Raw genomic sequence first — 15,111 nt, forward strand, 5'->3', positions numbered from 1 at the left:
GGTGTCGCCGGCTCGGGCGACGGTGCGCGCTGTCATGACGCTGCCAGCGCGTCGGCACCCGAGACGATCTCGCTGATCTCCTGGGTGATGTCCGCCTGCCGCGCCTGGTTGGCCAGACGCGTGTAGGTGCGGATGAGGTCCTCCGCGTTGTCCGTCGCCGTGTGCATCGCCCGCTGGCGTGCCGCCAGCTCGGACGCCGCCGCCTCGAGGAGGCAGCTGAAGATGCGGCTGCGCACGTAGCGCGGGAGCAGCGCGTCGAGCACGGCCTCGGGCGACGGCTCGAAGTCGTACAGCGGCAGCACGTCGTGCTTGCCGGCGGGCGCGACGCCCTCGACGACCTCGAGCGGCAGCATGCGCACCACGCGGGGGCGCTGCGTCACCATGTTCACGAACTGCGTGTACACGATGTGCAGCTCGCTCACGCCGCCCTCGGCGGCCGGCGCGAGGAACGCCTCGAGGAGCGAGTCCGCGATCTCGGCCGCGACGTCGGCGTCCGGGGCGTCGGACCCGTACGACCACGTCCCGGCGAGCTCGCGCCCGCGGAACGTGTAGTACGAGATCGCCCGACGTCCGGACGCGTAGAGCGCGACGTCCTTGCCCTCGGCCGTGAGGCGCTCCACGAGACGCTCGGACTCGCGCAGGATCGACGCCGAGTAGGAGCCGGCCATGCCGCGGTCCGAGGCCACGACGAGCACCGCGACACGGTTCGTGTCGGTGCGCTCGCTCGTGAGCGGGTGCGAGGTCGAGGAGTGCGTCGCGACCGCGGACACGGCGCGCGTGATGGCACGCGCGTACGGGACCGACGCAGCGGTCCGCGCCCGGGCCTTGCCGATGCGCGAGGCCGCGATGAGCTCCTGCGCCCGGAACATCTTCTTCAGGGACTGCGTCGACTTGATCCGCTGCTTGTAGACGCGCTGGGATCCGGCCATGCTCAGCCCCTCTTCTGGCGGACGATCTGCTCCTGCTCGACGTCCACGCCCTCGTCCTCCGCCGCGTCCCCGCCGACCAGCGGCGAGCCGTCGGCCTTGAGGAAGCCGGCCCGCACGGCGTCGACCGCCGAGGCGAGCTGCGCCTCGGTGTCCTCGGCCAGCTTGCCGGTGTCGGCGATCACCGAGAGCACGTCCGTGTTGCGGCGCAGGTGGTCGAGCATCTCGGACTCGAAACGGCGCACGTCCTCGACGGGGACGTCGTCCAGCTTGCCCTTGGTGCCCGCCCAGATGGACGCGACCTGCTCCTCGACCGGGTACGGCGTGTACTGGCCCTGCTTGAGCAGCTCCATGAGGACCGCGCCACGGGCGAGCTGACCGCGCGAGGCCGCGTCGAGGTCGGACGCGAACATCGCGAAGGCCTCGAGCGAGCGGTACTGCGCGAGCTCGAGCTTCAGCGTGCCCGAGACCTGCTTCATCGCCTTGACCTGCGCGGCACCACCGACGCGGGACACCGAGATGCCTACGTCGACGGCCGGGCGCTGGTCGGCGTTGAACAGGTCGGACTGGAGGAAGATCTGCCCGTCCGTGATGGAGATGACGTTCGTCGGGATGTACGCCGAGACGTCGTTCGCCTTCGTCTCGATGACCGGCAGACCCGTCATCGAGCCCGCGCCCAGCTCGTCCGACAGCTTCGCGCAACGCTCGAGGAGACGGGAGTGCAGGTAGAAGACGTCACCGGGGTACGCCTCGCGGCCCGGCGGGCGGCGCAGGAGGAGCGACACGGCACGGTACGCCTCGGCCTGCTTCGACAGGTCGTCGAACACGATGAGGACGTGCTTGCCCTGGTACATCCAGTGCTGGCCGATGGCCGAGCCGGTGTACGGCGCGAGGTACTTGAAGCCGGCCGGGTCGGACGCGGGAGCCGCGACGATGGTCGTGTACTCGAGCGCGCCGGCCTCCTCGAGGGCGCCGCGCACCGCGGCGATCGTCGAGCCCTTCTGGCCGATCGCGACGTAGATGCAGCGGACCTGCTTCTCGGGGTCGCCGGTCTCCCAGTTGGCCTTCTGGTTGATGATCGTGTCGGTCGCGATCGCCGTCTTGCCGGTCTGGCGGTCGCCGATGATCAGCTGGCGCTGGCCGCGGCCGATCGGGATCATCGAGTCGATCGCCTTGAGGCCGGTCTGCAGCGGCTCGTGGACCGACTTGCGGGCCATGACGCCGGGGGCCTGGAGCTCCAGCGCGCGACGGTCCTCGGTCTCGATCTCGCCGAGACCGTCGATGGGGTTGCCCAGCGGGTCGACGACGCGACCCAGGTAGCCCTCGCCGACCGGGACCGACAGGACCTCGCCCGTGCGACGGACCTCCTGGCCCTCCTCGATGCCGGTGAACTCGCCGAGGACGACGACACCGATCTCGCGGACGTCGAGGTTCAGGGCGAGACCGAGGGTCCCGTCCTCGAAGCGCAGCAGCTCGTTGGCCATCGCGCCGGGCAGACCCTCGACGTTGGCGATGCCGTCGGCGGCCAGGGAGACCCGGCCCACCTCCTCGGACACGGCGCCCTCGGGCTCGTAGGACTTCACGAAGCTGTCCAGAGCGGCCCGGATCTCCTCCGGCCGGATCGTCAGCTCAGCCATTGCTCTTCTCCTGTCGTAACCGCGCCTCGTGGTTCGGGTGCGGTCGAACGTGTGTGGGTTGTGCGGCCGGTGGCCGGCGGTCGGTCGTCGGTCGGGAGATCGTCGGCTCGCGGGCGTCAGCTCACGAGTCGCCGACGAGCGTCGGCGAGACGGGACAGGACGGTGGAGTCCACGACGTCGGCACCCACCTGCACGCGCAGCCCGCCGAGCACGGCCGGGTCGACCGTGACGTTGAGCTGCACGGCGCGGCCGTACGCCCGCTCGAGCAGCGCACCGAGGCGGGTGAGCTGCGCGGTGTCGAGGACGACGGCCGACGTGACCGAGGCCACGAGGCGCTGGCGCCGCTCGGCCGCGATGTCGCCGAACCAGCCGAGCGTGGGCACGAACCGCCGGCCGCGCAGCGCACGCGTCGCGTGCTGGGCGAGCACCGCCGTCACGCGGTCGACCTTCCCGTCGAGCAGCGTGGCCACGAAGGCCGCGCGCCGCTCCGGGTCGGTCCCGGCGTCGGAGAGGACCTGTCGGGCCTCGCGCTGCCCGACGAGCGAGCGCGACACGCGGAAGAGCTCGTCCTCGACCTTCTCGAGGGCGCCCCGCGACTCGGCCGAGGCGAGCACCGCGTCGAGGCCGAGGCGCTCGATCGCGTCGCCCAGGTCGCGCTCGTGCGACCAGCGCGAGCGGACGACGCCCGCCACGAGGTCGACGACGCGGCCGTCGAAGCCCGAGCCGAGGACCGCCGCCACGAGCGCGGCCTTGTCGTCGCCCGACCGCGAGGGGTCGGCGAGCCCGCGCCGCAGCGGCGCCGACGCGTCGAGCGCCGCGGTGACGGCGAACAGCTGCTCACCCAGGGTGAGGCCGTCCTCCCCCGCCGACCGCAGGACCGGTTCGAACCGCTCCCGGGCCCGGTTCAGGGACTCTCCGCTCGTACCGCGCATCAGCTCTCCTCTGCGGCCCGACCGCCGACGGCGCTCGCCGTCGCGGGACCCGCGGCCTCGAGCTCGTCGAGGAAGCGGTCGACCACACGGCTCTGGCGCGCCGAGTCGGCGAGGGACTCGCCGACGATCTTCGACGCGAGCTCGGTCGCGAGCAGGCCGACGTCGTTGCGCAGCGAGATCGCCGCCTGCTGACGCTCCGCCTCGATCTGGCGGTGCGCCGTCTCGACGATGCGCGCCGCGTCGTCGGACGCCTTGGTCCGCAGGTCGGCCACGATGGCGCCACCCTCGGCACGCGCCTCCTCGCGGATCTTCGCAGCCTCGGCACGCGCCTCCTGGAGCTGCTGGTGGTACTCCGCCAGCGCCGCCGCGGCCTCCGCCTGGGCGGACTCCGCCTTGGCGAGGCCACCCTCGATCTTCGCGGTGCGCTCGTCGAGCACCGACTGGAACTTCGGGAGGATCGCCTTGTAGAAGACGACCGCGATGACCAGGAGGACGACGGACGACCAGAGGATGTCGTACGGGGCGGGGAGGAACAGGTCAATGCCCTGCGGCTCCTCGCCCGTCTCCGCCGCGACGTTCAGCGCGGCGGTCGCCAGCGCCGACATCACGCCGTGAAGAGGAAGCCGGCGACGAGACCGAGCAGCGCGAGCACCTCGACGAACGCGACACCGATGAACATGGTGGCGCGGAGCTGCCCGGCGACCTCGGGCTGGCGGGCGATGCCCTCGATGGTCTTGCCGATGAGGATGCCGAGACCGATGCCCGGGCCGATCGCGGCGAGGCCGTAACCGACGGTGCCGATGTTGCCGGTGACCTCAGCGAGAGTGGTGACGTCCACGATTGCTCGTTCCTTCCGTTGGGCGCCCGACCGGGTGACCGGGCGTCGCGTTGGTACTGCGCTTGATGGTGTGTCTGGTGGAGCGGAGTCGGCGCACGACCCGGGGGGTCAGTGCTCCTCCTCGAGCGACATGTTGATGTACACGGCCGCGAGGAGCGCGAAGATGTAGGCCTGCAGGAACGCCACGAGGATCTCGAAGAGCGTGATCGCGAAGCCGCCGACGAGCGTCAGTGCGCCGAAGGCCTTCATCGCGGGCACGGCCTCGAACACGAAGTACTGCGTCGCTGCGAAGCACAGGACGAGCATGATGTGCCCGGCGATCATGTTGGCCGCGAGTCGGATGGCCAGCGAGGCGGGCCGGATCACGAGGATCTGCAGCAGCTCGATCGGCGTGACGATGAGGTAGATCGGCCACGGGATGCCCGGGGGGAAGAGGTTGTTCTTCAGGTAGCCGCCGAGGCCGTGCTTCTTGATGCCGACCGCCCAGTAGGTGACGAACACCCACAGCGCGAGCATGATCGGGAGACCGATGCGGGACGAGCCCGCCAGGTTGAGCCCGGGGATCACGCTCGTGATGTTGAACGCGAGGACGGCGAAGAAGATCGTCGCGATCATCGGGACGAACCGGCGCGCGTTCTCCTTCCCCATGATCTCCTCGACGATCTGGACGCGCACGAAGTCGATGAGCATCTCGAGGGCGTTCTGGAACCGTCCGGGGACGAGCCGCGCGCGACGCGCCCCGATGACGAAGATCGTCAGCAGGACGACGGTCGCGACGACGCGGATGATCCAGATGCGGTCGATCTGGAAGATCGTGTCCTCGAAGAGGATCGCCGGGGGGAAGAAGTCGGCGATGGACGGCGCGTGGAAGCCACCTTCGCTCTCTGAAGCAGCGAGGAGCACGGGGGTCGCAAGCGTGGACAGGGTGGACTCCCAATGGTCGTGTGGTCCGGGCACTCACCACGCGATCGTGGGCACGCCGTCGGACCTGGCCGTCATGGATTCGCCGCTAGCCTAACGTATGGATCGGCGTGCTCACGCCGATCCTGGGGTGCTTGTGACTTTTTGCTCATGCGCCCCGGGCAACCGTCGCAGCGGGGCGCGGGGCGCCTCGCGAGGGTCAGGCGCGCGGCTCGACGTACGGGATCCTGCCGCGGTTCACGGCCCGGTAGTCCATCACCGCGGAACCGATCACGCCGACGAGCAGGACGCCCGCGAACACCCACCGGTCGTAGAAGTCCAGGCCCCGCAGCACGACGAGGACGGCGATCAGGACGACCATCTTGACGAGCCAGCTCCCCATGACGACGGCCGCCGTCGTCGTGGGGCTCGAGTCGACGGTGCGGAGCATCGCCCAGACGGTGGTGGCCGAGAAGACGAGGGCCACCGCGACGCCGAGCAGCGCGCCCCAGACGCCCGGCACGCCCGCGACCAGCGCACCGACCGCGACGCCCAGCACCGTGAGCGCCCCGAGGAGCACCAGGACGTCGCGCAGCGCGGTGCGGAAGACCGCGCGCACGGCCTGACCGTGGGGCCCGATCGTCTGCTCGTCGGCGCCGACCGTCCGCTCGTCGGCGCCCCGGCTCGGCTCGTCGGGCCCCTGCGCGGAACGGGCGGTCTCGTCGTCGGGGCGCGCGGGCTCGGGCAGGTTCGTGGACATCTCAGGCTTCCTTCGAGGGGAGGGTCGGGCTGGTCGCGACGGTCGGAGCGGTCGGACCGGTCGGCACCGTGGGCTGCGCGGCGGTCGTCGGCTCCTGGTCGTCGAGGAACCGGCCGCGGGTGCGCAGCGGGCCGAGCGTGAGGAGCAGCGCGACGACGGCCGCCACCCCGAGCCCGATCGCCACCGTGCGCACGTCCCAGTAGACGAGGGCGACGGCGCCGAACGCGAACACCGCGGTCCAGACGTAGAGGATGAGGACCGCGCGCCGGTGCGAGTGCCCGATCGCGAGCATGCGGTGGTGCAGGTGCATGCGGTCGGGGTGGAAGGGCGACTTGCCCGCGAGCACCCGGCGCACGACGGCCATGCCCATGTCGAGCAGGGGCAGCAGGATGACGGCGAGCGGCAGGAGGAGCGGGATGTACGCGGGCAGGGTCGCGGCCCCGGACGTCACGCCGGGATCGATGTTCCCGGTGACGACGATGGCCGCGCCGGACAGGACGAGGCCGAGCACCATCGACCCCGAGTCCCCCATGAAGATGCGCGCCGGGTTGAAGTTGTGCGGCAGGAAGCCGACGCACACGCCCACCAGGGCCGCCATGACCAGCGTCGCGAGGCTCGAGTAGTCGTCGGGGTTCGTGCGCAGCGTCAGCACGTAGGAGTAGAGGAAGAAGGCGGTCCCGCCGATCGCCACGAGGCCTGCGGCGAGACCGTCCAGACCGTCGACGAAGTTCACCGCGTTCATCGCGACGACCACGACGAGGATCGTCACGGCGAGCTGCATGCGCGACGACGGCAGCGTCAGGAGGTCCCCGGTCGGGAGCGTGTAGAGCACGACGCCCTGCGCCGCCATGAGGCCCGCGGCGAGCACCTGCCCGGCGAGCTTGGTCATCCAGTCGAGGTCCCAGATGTCGTCGGCGACGCCCAGCAGGCACACGATCGCCGCGGCACCGAGGATGCCCCACACCCGGCTGTCCACGTAGGGCACACCACCGACGTCCCGCACGAAGACACCTTCGAGGAACGGCATCTGCGAGGCGAGCACGACGGCGACGACGAGCCCGAGCAGCATCGCGACGCCCCCGAGCCGCGGCGTCGGGATCGTGTGCACGTCGCGCGCGCGCACCGCGGTGATCGCGCCCGTCCGCATCGCCACCCACCGGGCGAAGGGCGTCGTCAGGAACGTCACCGCGGCGGCGACGAGCATGACGAGCAGGTAGACCCTCACCCGCCGTTCGCCTCCGGCGCGCTCTCCGTGGTCTCGTCGCCGGCCTCGTCGCGTGCAGGGTCCGGGGTCGCAGCGCTCGCGTCCTCGGGCCCGTCGACGGGCGCGATCTCGCGCAGGCGCTCGAGGGGGACGGCACCGGCCCGCACGACGCGCAGCGTGCCCGACGTCGCGTCGACGATCGTCGACGCCACTCCCCCGGGCGCGACGCCGCCGTCGAGGTAGACCGCGACGGACTCCCCGAGCTGGGCGCGCGCGTCGTCGACGTCGAGCGCGGCGGGACTGCCGGTCCTGTTCGCGGACGACACCGCGAGCGGCCCCGTGCGCCGCAGGAGGGCGAGCGCCGCCTCGTGGTCCGGCATGCGCAGCGCGACCGTCCCGTGCGTCTCCCCGAGGTCCCACGCGAGCGACGGCTGAGCCTTGAGGATGATCGTGAAGCCGCCCGGCCAGAGCTCCTCCACGAGGCGGCGCGCGTCGTCGGGCACCTCGGTCGCGAGGCCGTCGAGCGTCCGCGCGTCGGGGACGAGCACAGGAGGCGGCATCTGCCGGCCGCGGCCCTTCGCGCCGAGGAGCGCGGCGACGGCGTCGGCGTCGAACGCGTCGGCGCCGATGCCGTAGACGGTGTCGGTGGGCAGGACCACGAGGCCGCCGCGGGAGACCGCGTTGACCGCCTCGTCGATCCCGGGGCCCCAGCTGTTGGGGTCGGTCACGGGGTGGACGGAGCTCACGGGTCCAGTCTTCCACGCTCGTCGGCCCGCTCGGCGCCGCGCGCCGCGAGGGTGTCCGCGCGGCGCGCGACCACCATCCGGTCGCGACCGGTGAGGTCCGTCAGGGTGCGGACGTCGACGAACGCCCCGGTCGCCTCGACCATGGCGCGAGCCGCCGCGGCCTGGACCTCGGCGTGCTCCATGACGTACACCCCGCCCGGGCGCAGGAGGCGGACCGCGGCGGCGGTCACCCCGCGCGGCACCTCGAGCCCGTCCGCGCCGAGGCCGTAGAGGGCGACCGCCGGGTCGTGCTCCGCGACCTCGGGGTCGCGCGGGACGGCGTCGGGTGGCACGTACGGCGGGTTGGACACGACGACGTCGCACGCGCCGTCGAGCCCGCCGGCGGCCGGGGTGCCCGCGAGGGCGCGGCGGGCGTCGCCGCGCACGAGCTGCACGACGGCGCCCGTCACCTCGCGCACGGCCGCGACGTTGCGCGCCGCCCACGCGTGCGCGTCCGCGTCGAGCTCGACCGCGTGCACCTCGGCGCCCGGCACCTCGCTCGCCACGGCGAGCGCGATCGCGCCGGAACCCGTGCACAGGTCGACCACGACGGCGCGTCCCTCCCGCGCGACGACCACGGCGGCCTCGTCGACCGCGACCTGCGCCACCTGCTCCGTCTCGGGCCGCGGCACGAAGACCCCCGGCCCGACGGCGAGCTCGAGGTGCCGGAACGGCGCGCTCCCCGTGAGGTGCTGCAGCGGGACGCGGTCCGCGCGCCGGGCGACGAGGTCCGCGAAGACCCGCACCGCGTCGTCGGGCAACGGACGGTCGAGCACGACGAGCCGCCGCACCTCGCCCGTGGACACCGCGAGAGCGTGTCCGAGCAGGATCTCTGCGTCCGCTCGCGAGCTCGTCACACCGCTCTCGGCGAGCGTGGCCGCGGCCCACCGCACCCACGGCGAAGGACGGGGGTCCGACGGCGGAGGCGAAGCCGTCAAGCCGTAGCGGAGCGAGCGCAGCGAGCGTGAGCGAGGCGAGCCGCCGCCGTCGGACCCCCGTCCGTCCGAGCCGCCGTCGGGCGCGCGTCCACCCACGACCGCCTCAGGCATCGCCGGCAGCCGCGAGCCGCGCGGCCTCGTCCGCGTCGATCGCCGACCGGACGACCGGGTCGAGGTCGCCGTCGAGCACGTGGTCGAGGTTGTACGCCTTGTACCCCGTGCGGTGGTCCGCGATGCGGTTCTCGGGGTAGTTGTACGTCCGGATGCGCTCGGAGCGGTCGACGGTGCGCACCTGCGACCGGCGCAGGTCGGCCGCCTCCGCCGCCGCCGCCTCCTGCTGGGCGGCGAGCAGGCGCGCGCGCAGGACGCGCATCGCCTGCTCGCGGTTCTGCAGCTGCGACTTCTCGTTCTGCATCGACACGACGATGCCGGTCGGCACGTGCGTGATGCGCACGGCCGAGTCCGTCGTGTTGACGGACTGCCCGCCCGGCCCGGACGAGCGGTAGACGTCGATGCGCAGGTCGTTCGGGTCGATCTCGACCTCGCCGGCGTCCTCGACCTCGGGGAACACCAGCACGCCCGCGGCCGACGTGTGGATGCGGCCCTGCGACTCCGTCACGGGGACGCGCTGCACGCGGTGCACGCCGCCCTCGTACTTGAGGTTCGCCCAGACGCCGAGCTCGGGCGCGGTCGGGGCGGACCGTGCCTTCACGGCGACCTGGACGTCCTTGTAGCCGCCGAGGTCGGACTCCGTCGCCTCGATGACCTCGGTCTTCCAGCCGCGCCGCTCGGCGTACCGCAGGTACATGCGCAGGAGGTCGCCCGCGAACAGTGCCGACTCCTCGCCGCCCTCGCCCGCCTTGATCTCGAGGATGACGTCGCGGCCGTCGTCGGGGTCGCGCGGGACGAGCACGCGACGCAGCCGTTCGGCCGCCTCGTCGGCCACCGCGCGCAGCGCGGGGAGCTCCGCGGCGAAGCCCTCGTCCTCGTCGGCGAGCTCGGCCGCGGCCTCGGCGTCGTCGGACGCGTCACGCCACGCCCGGTAGGCGCCGACGACCTGGTTGAGCTCGGCGTAGCGCCGGCCGAGGGAGCGGGCCCGCGCCGCGTCGGCGTGCACGGCCGGGTCGGCGAGCTGTGCCTCGATCTCCGCGTGCTCGGCGAGGAGCGGCCGCGTCGCGGCGAACTGGTCGGTCACGAGGGCTCCTCGGGGCAGCGGGGACGTGCAGGGCCGTGCAGACGTGCAGACGTGCAGACTCCTGCTGGCACGTGCGGCGTGCGAGCGGTGTCGCGGGAAGGCCCCGGACAACGCGACAGCGCCGGCGGTCCGAGCTCGTCGACTGCCCCTGGAGAGGTTGTCGGACTCGGACCACCGGCGCTGCGGGGGTGCTACTTGTCGGCGTCCTTCTTGCCGTAGCGCGCCTGGAACCGGGCCACGCGGCCACCGGTGTCCAGGATCTTCTGCTTGCCCGTGTAGAACGGGTGGCAGGCGCTGCACACGTCCGAGCTGATCTTGCCGGACGTCTCCGTGCTGCGCGTCACGAAGGTGTTGCCACAGGTGCACGTCACCTCGGTGACGACGTACTCGGGGTGGATACCAGACTTCACGATTGCTCCTTGGGTGAGATGCCTCCGGGTCAGGCCGGGTCACCCCGTGCCTGTGAACCGCAGGCGGGCCCGCGTGACGCAGGCCGACGAACCATTGTGCCAGAACGCGGGACCGTGCCGAAATCTTCCCGGCACGGCCCCGTGAAGAGCCTCGGCCGCGGGCGCGGCCCGGAGGCGGGTGTCAGATCGTGCGACCGACGTTCTCGTCGTCCGCGAGACCGCTGGGCGTCGTCTTCTGCACGTGCAGCAGGAACTCGACGTTCGTCGCGGTCTTCTTCAGCTGGCCGAGCAGCAGCTCGATCGCCTGCTGCTGGTCGAGCGCACCCATGACGCGGCGCAGCTTGTAGACGATGCGCAGCTCGTCCTGCGAGAGCAGCACCTCCTCGCGGCGCGTGCCGGACGCGTTGACGTCCACCGCCGGGAAGATGCGCTTGTCGGCGAGGTTGCGCGACAGGCGGAGCTCCATGTTCCCCGTGCCCTTGAACTCCTCGAAGATGACCTCGTCCATCTTGGACCCGGTCTCCACGAGCGCGGACGCGAGGATGGTGAGCGAGCCACCGTTCTCGATGTTGCGCGCGGCACCGAAGAACCGCTTCGGCGGGTAGAGCGCCGAGGCGTCCACACCACCGGAGAGGATGCGGCCCGACGCCGGCGCCGCGAGGTTGTACGCGCGGGACAGCCGCGTGAGCGAGTCCAGCAGCACGACGACGTCCTGGCCCAGCTCCACGAGACGCTTCGCGCGCTCGATGGCCAGCTCGGCGACGATCGTGTGGTCGGACGCCGGGCGGTCGAACGTCGAGGCGATGACCTCGCCCTTGACCGTCCGCTCCATGTCCGTGACCTCTTCGGGCCGCTCGTCCACGAGCACCACCATGAGGTGGACCTCGGGGTTGTTCGCGGTGATCGCGTTGGCGATCTGCTGCATGATGATCGTCTTGCCGGCCTTGGGCGGCGCGACGATGAGGCCGCGCTGACCCTTCCCGATCGGGGCGACGATGTCGATCACGCGCGGGGTGAGGCGCGTGGCCTCCGGGTTCTCCAGGCGCAGCCGCTCCTGCGGGTACAGCGGCGTGAGCTTCGTGAAGTCGGGGCGCTCGCGCGCCTCGTCGGGCGACATGCCGTTCACGGAGTCGAGGCGCACGAGCGCGTTGAACTTCTGGCGCGCCGTGTTGGCCGCGTTCTCGCCGTCGCGCGGCTGGCGCACGGCACCGACGATCGCGTCGCCACGACGCAGGCCCGACTTCTTGACCTGGCCGAGCGAGACGTAGACGTCGTTCGCGCCGGGCAGGTAGCCGCTCGTCCGGACGAACGCGTAGTTGTCGAGGATGTCGAGGATCCCGGCCACGGGCAGCAGCACGTCGTCGTCGGCCACCTCGATGTCGTCGAGGCCCGCGACGTCCGGGCCCTGGCGACCGCGACCACGCTTGCGGTCCCGCTCCCGGCCACGGTCGCGACCACGGCGACGGCGCCCGCCGCGCTCGTCGTCGAGCAGGGCCTGACGGTCCGCTGCACGCTCGCCGCGCTGGGCAGCCTGGTCGCCCTGGCGCGGAGCCTGCTGCCGCTCGGCCTGACGCTCCTGCTGGCGGTCGGGCTGCCGCTCGCCGCGCTGGGCGGCCACCTCGGCCGTGCCGTCGCCCGACGGCGCGCCGGCGCCCCGGCCCGAGCGGCGCGACCCGCGCTCGCCCGTCACGAGGCCGACCGCCGCCGCAGCACGGGCGGCGCGCTCGTCGGGCGTCTCGCCGTCCTCGCGCGGACGCACGCCCTGCTCGCCGAGCGCCTCGGCGACCGCAGCGGCGGCCTCGGGACGCACGTCGCGGGAGCGGTCGCGCCGCGAGCCGTTGCTCCGCGCGTCGTCGGCGCGGACGGGCAGGTCGAGCACGGGGGCGGCGCTGCGGTCCTCGCGGCTCGCCGCCGCGGGCGCGTCGGAGCGCGTCTCGGTGGTCTCGGCCGCGGCGCTCGCGGGCCGGTCCGCGCGGCGGCTGCGCGCCCGCGCGGGACGTGCCTCGGCGCCGTCCTGGGACGCTGCGGCCGGAGGCGTGTCGTTCTGGGGCGCCGCGCCCGCGGCACGTGCGGGGGCGCTCTGCTCGCCGGTGCGAGCACGGATGACGTCCACGAGGTCGCTCTTGCGCATCTTGGACGTGCCCTTGACCCCGAGCTGCGAGGCGAGCGCCTGGAGCTCCGGGAGACGCAGCGCGCTCAGCGCGCCGGTCCGGGCCTGACCGCCTGCAGCGGCCGTACCGGTCGCGCTGCTCGTGGCGGTGTCGATGGTGTCTGTCACGAAGGACCCTTCCCCCTCGTTTGCGCCCACCTCTCAGAGGGTGGGCCGCGGGTGGTCGACGCCCGGCGCGTGACGGCCGGAGCGCAGGTGTTACCACGCGTCAGTGGTACGACGACGTCAGCTGACGTGGGCTGGATGGCCTTCTCTCGGGCGGTCCTCACCTCGGCCGCACGGGACGGCGGTCGAGATGTGCGCGACGGGACGCCTGACGGGGCGCCCGACGGTACGGGAGAACGTGACCGAAGGCTGACCCCATCCTAGCACCGGGACTACGCCGTCCGGAGCCGCTCGGCGACCACGCCGCGCTGGTCGATCTCGATCGCGCGGACCTCCCAGTCGGCCGCCCCGCCGACGAGCTCGGCGACGACCTGGCCCACCCTGTCCGGTCCGGCCGCGTCGTCGAGCACGAGGACCGTGGGCCCCGCGCCGGAGACCGTCGCGGCGAGCCCTTCGGCACGCAGCGCCTGCACGAGCTCGAACGTCGACGGCATGACGTCGGACCGGTAGCCCTGGTGCAGCCGGTCCTCGGTCGCCTCGAGCAGGAGGTCGGGCCTGCGGGTGAGCGCCTCGACGAGGAGGGCCGCGCGCCCGGCGTTGAACGCGGCGTCGGCGTGCGGCACCGTCTGCGGCAGGACGCCGCGGGCGCGGCTCGTCGCGAGCCGCGCCGAGGGGACCAGCACCGTCGCGCGCACGTCGGGGTGCACGTCCAGGCGGGCGGCGCGCGCCCCGCCCGTCGTGCCGGTGAGCCATGCCACGGTCGCCCCACCCAGGAGGGCGGGCGCGGCGTTGTCGGGGTGCCCCTCGAGCTCGCTCGCGAGGTCCAGGACCGTGGCGTCGTCGAGCGCCGTCGGGTCCGCGACGAGCGCACGCGCCGCGACGATGCCCGCGACCGCGGCCGCGGCGGACGAGCCGAGGCCTCTCCCGTGCGGGATCCGGTTGACGCACGACAGATGCAGGCCGGTCTGGGGGGCCCCCGCGACGTCGAGCGCGGTGCGCAGCGCGCGCACGACGAGGTGGCTCTCGTCACCGGGGACCTCGCCCGCCCCCTCGCCCACGACGTCGACCACGACCGCGTCGGACGCGAGCGCCCGCACCTCGATCAGGTCGTGGAGCGCGAGCGCGAGGCCGAGCGCGTCGAAGCCGGGCCCGAGGTTCGCGCTCGTCGCGGGGACGCGGACCCGCACGTGGTCGGCGCCGAGCTGCATCAGCCGAGACCGAGCGCGTCGGCGATGGACACGACGTCGGCACCGACGCGCGTCGGCACGACCTCGCCGCCGTCCGCCGTGCGCAGCGCCCACTGCGGGTCCTTGAGCCCGTGGCCCGTGACCGTGACGACGATCCGCGCGCCGGCAGGGACGAGCCCGCGCTCGGCGCGCGCGAGGATCCCGGCGACGCCGGCCGCCGACGCGGGCTCGACGAACACGCCGACCTCGCTCGACAGGACGCGGTGCGCCGCGAGGATCTGCTCGTCGGTGACGGCCTCGATGACGCCGCCCGACTCGTCGCGCGCCGCCTCGGCGAGCTCCCACGACGCGGGGTTGCCGATGCGGATCGCGGTCGCGATCGTCTCGGGCTCGGTGATCGGGTGGCCCGCGACGATCGGCGCGGCGCCCGCGGCCTGGAAGCCCCACATCTGCGGGACGCGCGTCGCGACGGCGGGCAGCCCCTCGCCCGGGTGCCCCGGTGCCCCCTGACCCGCGTACTCGCGGAACCCGCGCCAGTAGGCCGTGATGTTGCCCGCGTTGCCGACGGGCAGCGCGTGGATGTCCGGGGCGTCGCCGAGCGCGTCGACGATCTCGAACGCGCCGGTCTTCTGGCCCTCGATGCGATCGGGGTTGACCGAGTTCACGAGCTCGATCGGGTGCGTGTCGGCCAGCTTGCGCGCAGCGACCAGGCAGTCGTCGAAGTTGCCGTCGACCTGCAGGAGGCGCGCGCCGTGCGCGATCGCCTGGCTGAGCTTGCCCATCGCGATCTTGCCGTCGGGGACGAGCACGGCGCACAGCATGCCCGCGCGCGTCGCGTACGCCGCGGCCGACGCCGACGTGTTGCCGGTCGACGCGCACACGACCGCCTTCGCGCCGCGCGCCGCCGCGGCGGAGATCGCCGTCGTCATGCCGCGGTCCTTGAAGGACCCTGTCGGGTTCATGCCCTCGACCTTGACGAAGACCTGCGCGCCGGTGCGGTCGGACAGCGCGGGCGCCTCGACGAGCGGCGTGCCGCCCTCCCCCAGCGTCACGACGCGCTCCGACACGTGCGCGGGCAGGCGGTCGGCGTACTCGGCGATGATGCCGCGCCACTGATGGGCCAT

15 protein-coding genes are annotated in these 15,111 nt (G+C 73.1%); all 15 read right to left on the reverse strand.

Annotation, left to right across the window (positions count from 1 at the left end):
- Nucleotides 1-32: 32 nt before the first annotated feature.
- A complete protein-coding gene (locus tag NFS20_RS03125; RefSeq protein ID WP_251150267.1) occupies nucleotides 33-929 on the reverse strand; it encodes a F0F1 ATP synthase subunit gamma in 897 nt (298 codons plus the stop codon).
- Between the two features lie 2 nt (nucleotides 930-931).
- A complete protein-coding gene (gene atpA / locus NFS20_RS03130; protein WP_251150268.1) occupies nucleotides 932-2,563 on the reverse strand; it encodes a F0F1 ATP synthase subunit alpha in 1,632 nt (543 codons plus the stop codon).
- Between the two features lie 116 nt (nucleotides 2,564-2,679).
- Nucleotides 2,680-3,495, reverse strand: coding sequence for a F0F1 ATP synthase subunit delta (locus NFS20_RS03135; protein WP_251150269.1), 816 nt, complete (start codon nucleotides 3,493-3,495; stop codon nucleotides 2,680-2,682).
- Nucleotides 3,495-4,100 (reverse strand): F0F1 ATP synthase subunit B, encoded by a 606-nt coding sequence (locus NFS20_RS03140; protein ID WP_251150590.1) that lies wholly within the window; start codon nucleotides 4,098-4,100, stop codon nucleotides 3,495-3,497. The genes NFS20_RS03135 and NFS20_RS03140 overlap by 1 nt, the downstream gene beginning before the upstream one ends.
- Nucleotides 4,100-4,333 (reverse strand): ATP synthase F0 subunit C, encoded by a 234-nt coding sequence (locus tag NFS20_RS03145; protein ID WP_141389322.1) that lies wholly within the window; start codon nucleotides 4,331-4,333, stop codon nucleotides 4,100-4,102. The genes NFS20_RS03140 and NFS20_RS03145 overlap by 1 nt, the downstream gene beginning before the upstream one ends.
- Nucleotides 4,334-4,441: 108 nt before the next feature.
- Complete coding sequence (atpB, locus tag NFS20_RS03150) at nucleotides 4,442-5,236, reverse strand: F0F1 ATP synthase subunit A (RefSeq protein ID WP_251150270.1); 795 nt, start codon at nucleotides 5,234-5,236, stop codon at nucleotides 4,442-4,444.
- A 217-nt stretch (nucleotides 5,237-5,453) separates the two neighbouring features.
- Nucleotides 5,454-5,993 (reverse strand): Cg1360 family ATP-synthase-associated protein, encoded by a 540-nt coding sequence (locus tag NFS20_RS03155; protein ID WP_251150271.1) that lies wholly within the window; start codon nucleotides 5,991-5,993, stop codon nucleotides 5,454-5,456.
- Between the two features lies 1 nt (nucleotide 5,994).
- Nucleotides 5,995-7,218, reverse strand: a complete 1,224-nt coding sequence (locus tag NFS20_RS03160) for a glycosyltransferase family 4 protein (RefSeq protein ID WP_251150272.1) — start codon at nucleotides 7,216-7,218, stop codon at nucleotides 5,995-5,997.
- The gene (locus tag NFS20_RS03165) at nucleotides 7,215-7,943 is read right to left on the reverse strand and encodes an L-threonylcarbamoyladenylate synthase (protein ID WP_251150273.1); all 729 of its coding nucleotides are present in this window, start codon (nucleotides 7,941-7,943) and stop codon (nucleotides 7,215-7,217) included. The genes NFS20_RS03160 and NFS20_RS03165 overlap by 4 nt, the downstream gene beginning before the upstream one ends.
- Nucleotides 7,940-8,875: a peptide chain release factor N(5)-glutamine methyltransferase gene (prmC, locus tag NFS20_RS03170; RefSeq protein ID WP_251150274.1), complete on the reverse strand. Its 936-nt coding sequence runs from the start codon at nucleotides 8,873-8,875 to the stop codon at nucleotides 7,940-7,942. Before prmC ends, NFS20_RS03165 begins: the two co-directional genes overlap by 4 nt.
- A 148-nt stretch (nucleotides 8,876-9,023) precedes the next feature.
- Complete coding sequence (gene prfA, locus NFS20_RS03175; RefSeq protein ID WP_251150275.1) at nucleotides 9,024-10,115, reverse strand: peptide chain release factor 1; 1,092 nt, start codon at nucleotides 10,113-10,115, stop codon at nucleotides 9,024-9,026.
- A 191-nt stretch (nucleotides 10,116-10,306) separates the two neighbouring features.
- Nucleotides 10,307-10,525, reverse strand: coding sequence for a 50S ribosomal protein L31 (rpmE, locus tag NFS20_RS03180; protein WP_251150276.1), 219 nt, complete (start codon nucleotides 10,523-10,525; stop codon nucleotides 10,307-10,309).
- A gap of 181 nt (nucleotides 10,526-10,706) precedes the next feature.
- Nucleotides 10,707-12,803: a transcription termination factor Rho gene (rho, locus tag NFS20_RS03185; RefSeq protein WP_251150277.1), complete on the reverse strand. Its 2,097-nt coding sequence runs from the start codon at nucleotides 12,801-12,803 to the stop codon at nucleotides 10,707-10,709.
- 269 nt (nucleotides 12,804-13,072) lie between these two features.
- Nucleotides 13,073-14,008, reverse strand: coding sequence for a homoserine kinase (gene thrB, locus NFS20_RS03190; protein WP_251150278.1), 936 nt, complete (start codon nucleotides 14,006-14,008; stop codon nucleotides 13,073-13,075).
- Nucleotides 14,008-15,111, reverse strand: a complete 1,104-nt coding sequence (gene thrC / locus NFS20_RS03195; RefSeq protein ID WP_251150591.1) for a threonine synthase — start codon at nucleotides 15,109-15,111, stop codon at nucleotides 14,008-14,010. Before thrC ends, thrB begins: the two co-directional genes overlap by 1 nt.

This window comes from Cellulosimicrobium sp. Marseille-Q4280, assembly GCF_943181405.1.
GTDB lineage: Bacteria > Actinomycetota > Actinomycetes > Actinomycetales > Cellulomonadaceae > Cellulosimicrobium.

Excerpts from the sequence above, each read along its gene's own strand:
- NFS20_RS03125 (WP_251150267.1), bottom strand. The coding sequence starts at position 929 with ATGGCCGGATCCCAGCGCGTCTACAAGCAGCGGATCAAGTCGACGCAG.
- atpA (WP_251150268.1), bottom strand. The coding sequence starts at position 2,563 with ATGGCTGAGCTGACGATCCGGCCGGAGGAGATCCGGGCCGCTCTGGAC.
- NFS20_RS03135 (WP_251150269.1), bottom strand. The coding sequence starts at position 3,495 with ATGCGCGGTACGAGCGGAGAGTCCCTGAACCGGGCCCGGGAGCGGTTC.
- NFS20_RS03140 (WP_251150590.1), bottom strand. The coding sequence starts at position 4,100 with ATGTCGGCGCTGGCGACCGCCGCGCTGAACGTCGCGGCGGAGACGGGC.
- NFS20_RS03155 (WP_251150271.1), bottom strand. The coding sequence starts at position 5,993 with ATGTCCACGAACCTGCCCGAGCCCGCGCGCCCCGACGACGAGACCGCC.
- thrB (WP_251150278.1), bottom strand. The coding sequence starts at position 14,008 with ATGCAGCTCGGCGCCGACCACGTGCGGGTCCGCGTCCCCGCGACGAGC.
- thrC (WP_251150591.1), bottom strand. The coding sequence starts at position 15,111 with ATGGCCCATCAGTGGCGCGGCATCATCGCCGAGTACGCCGACCGCCTG.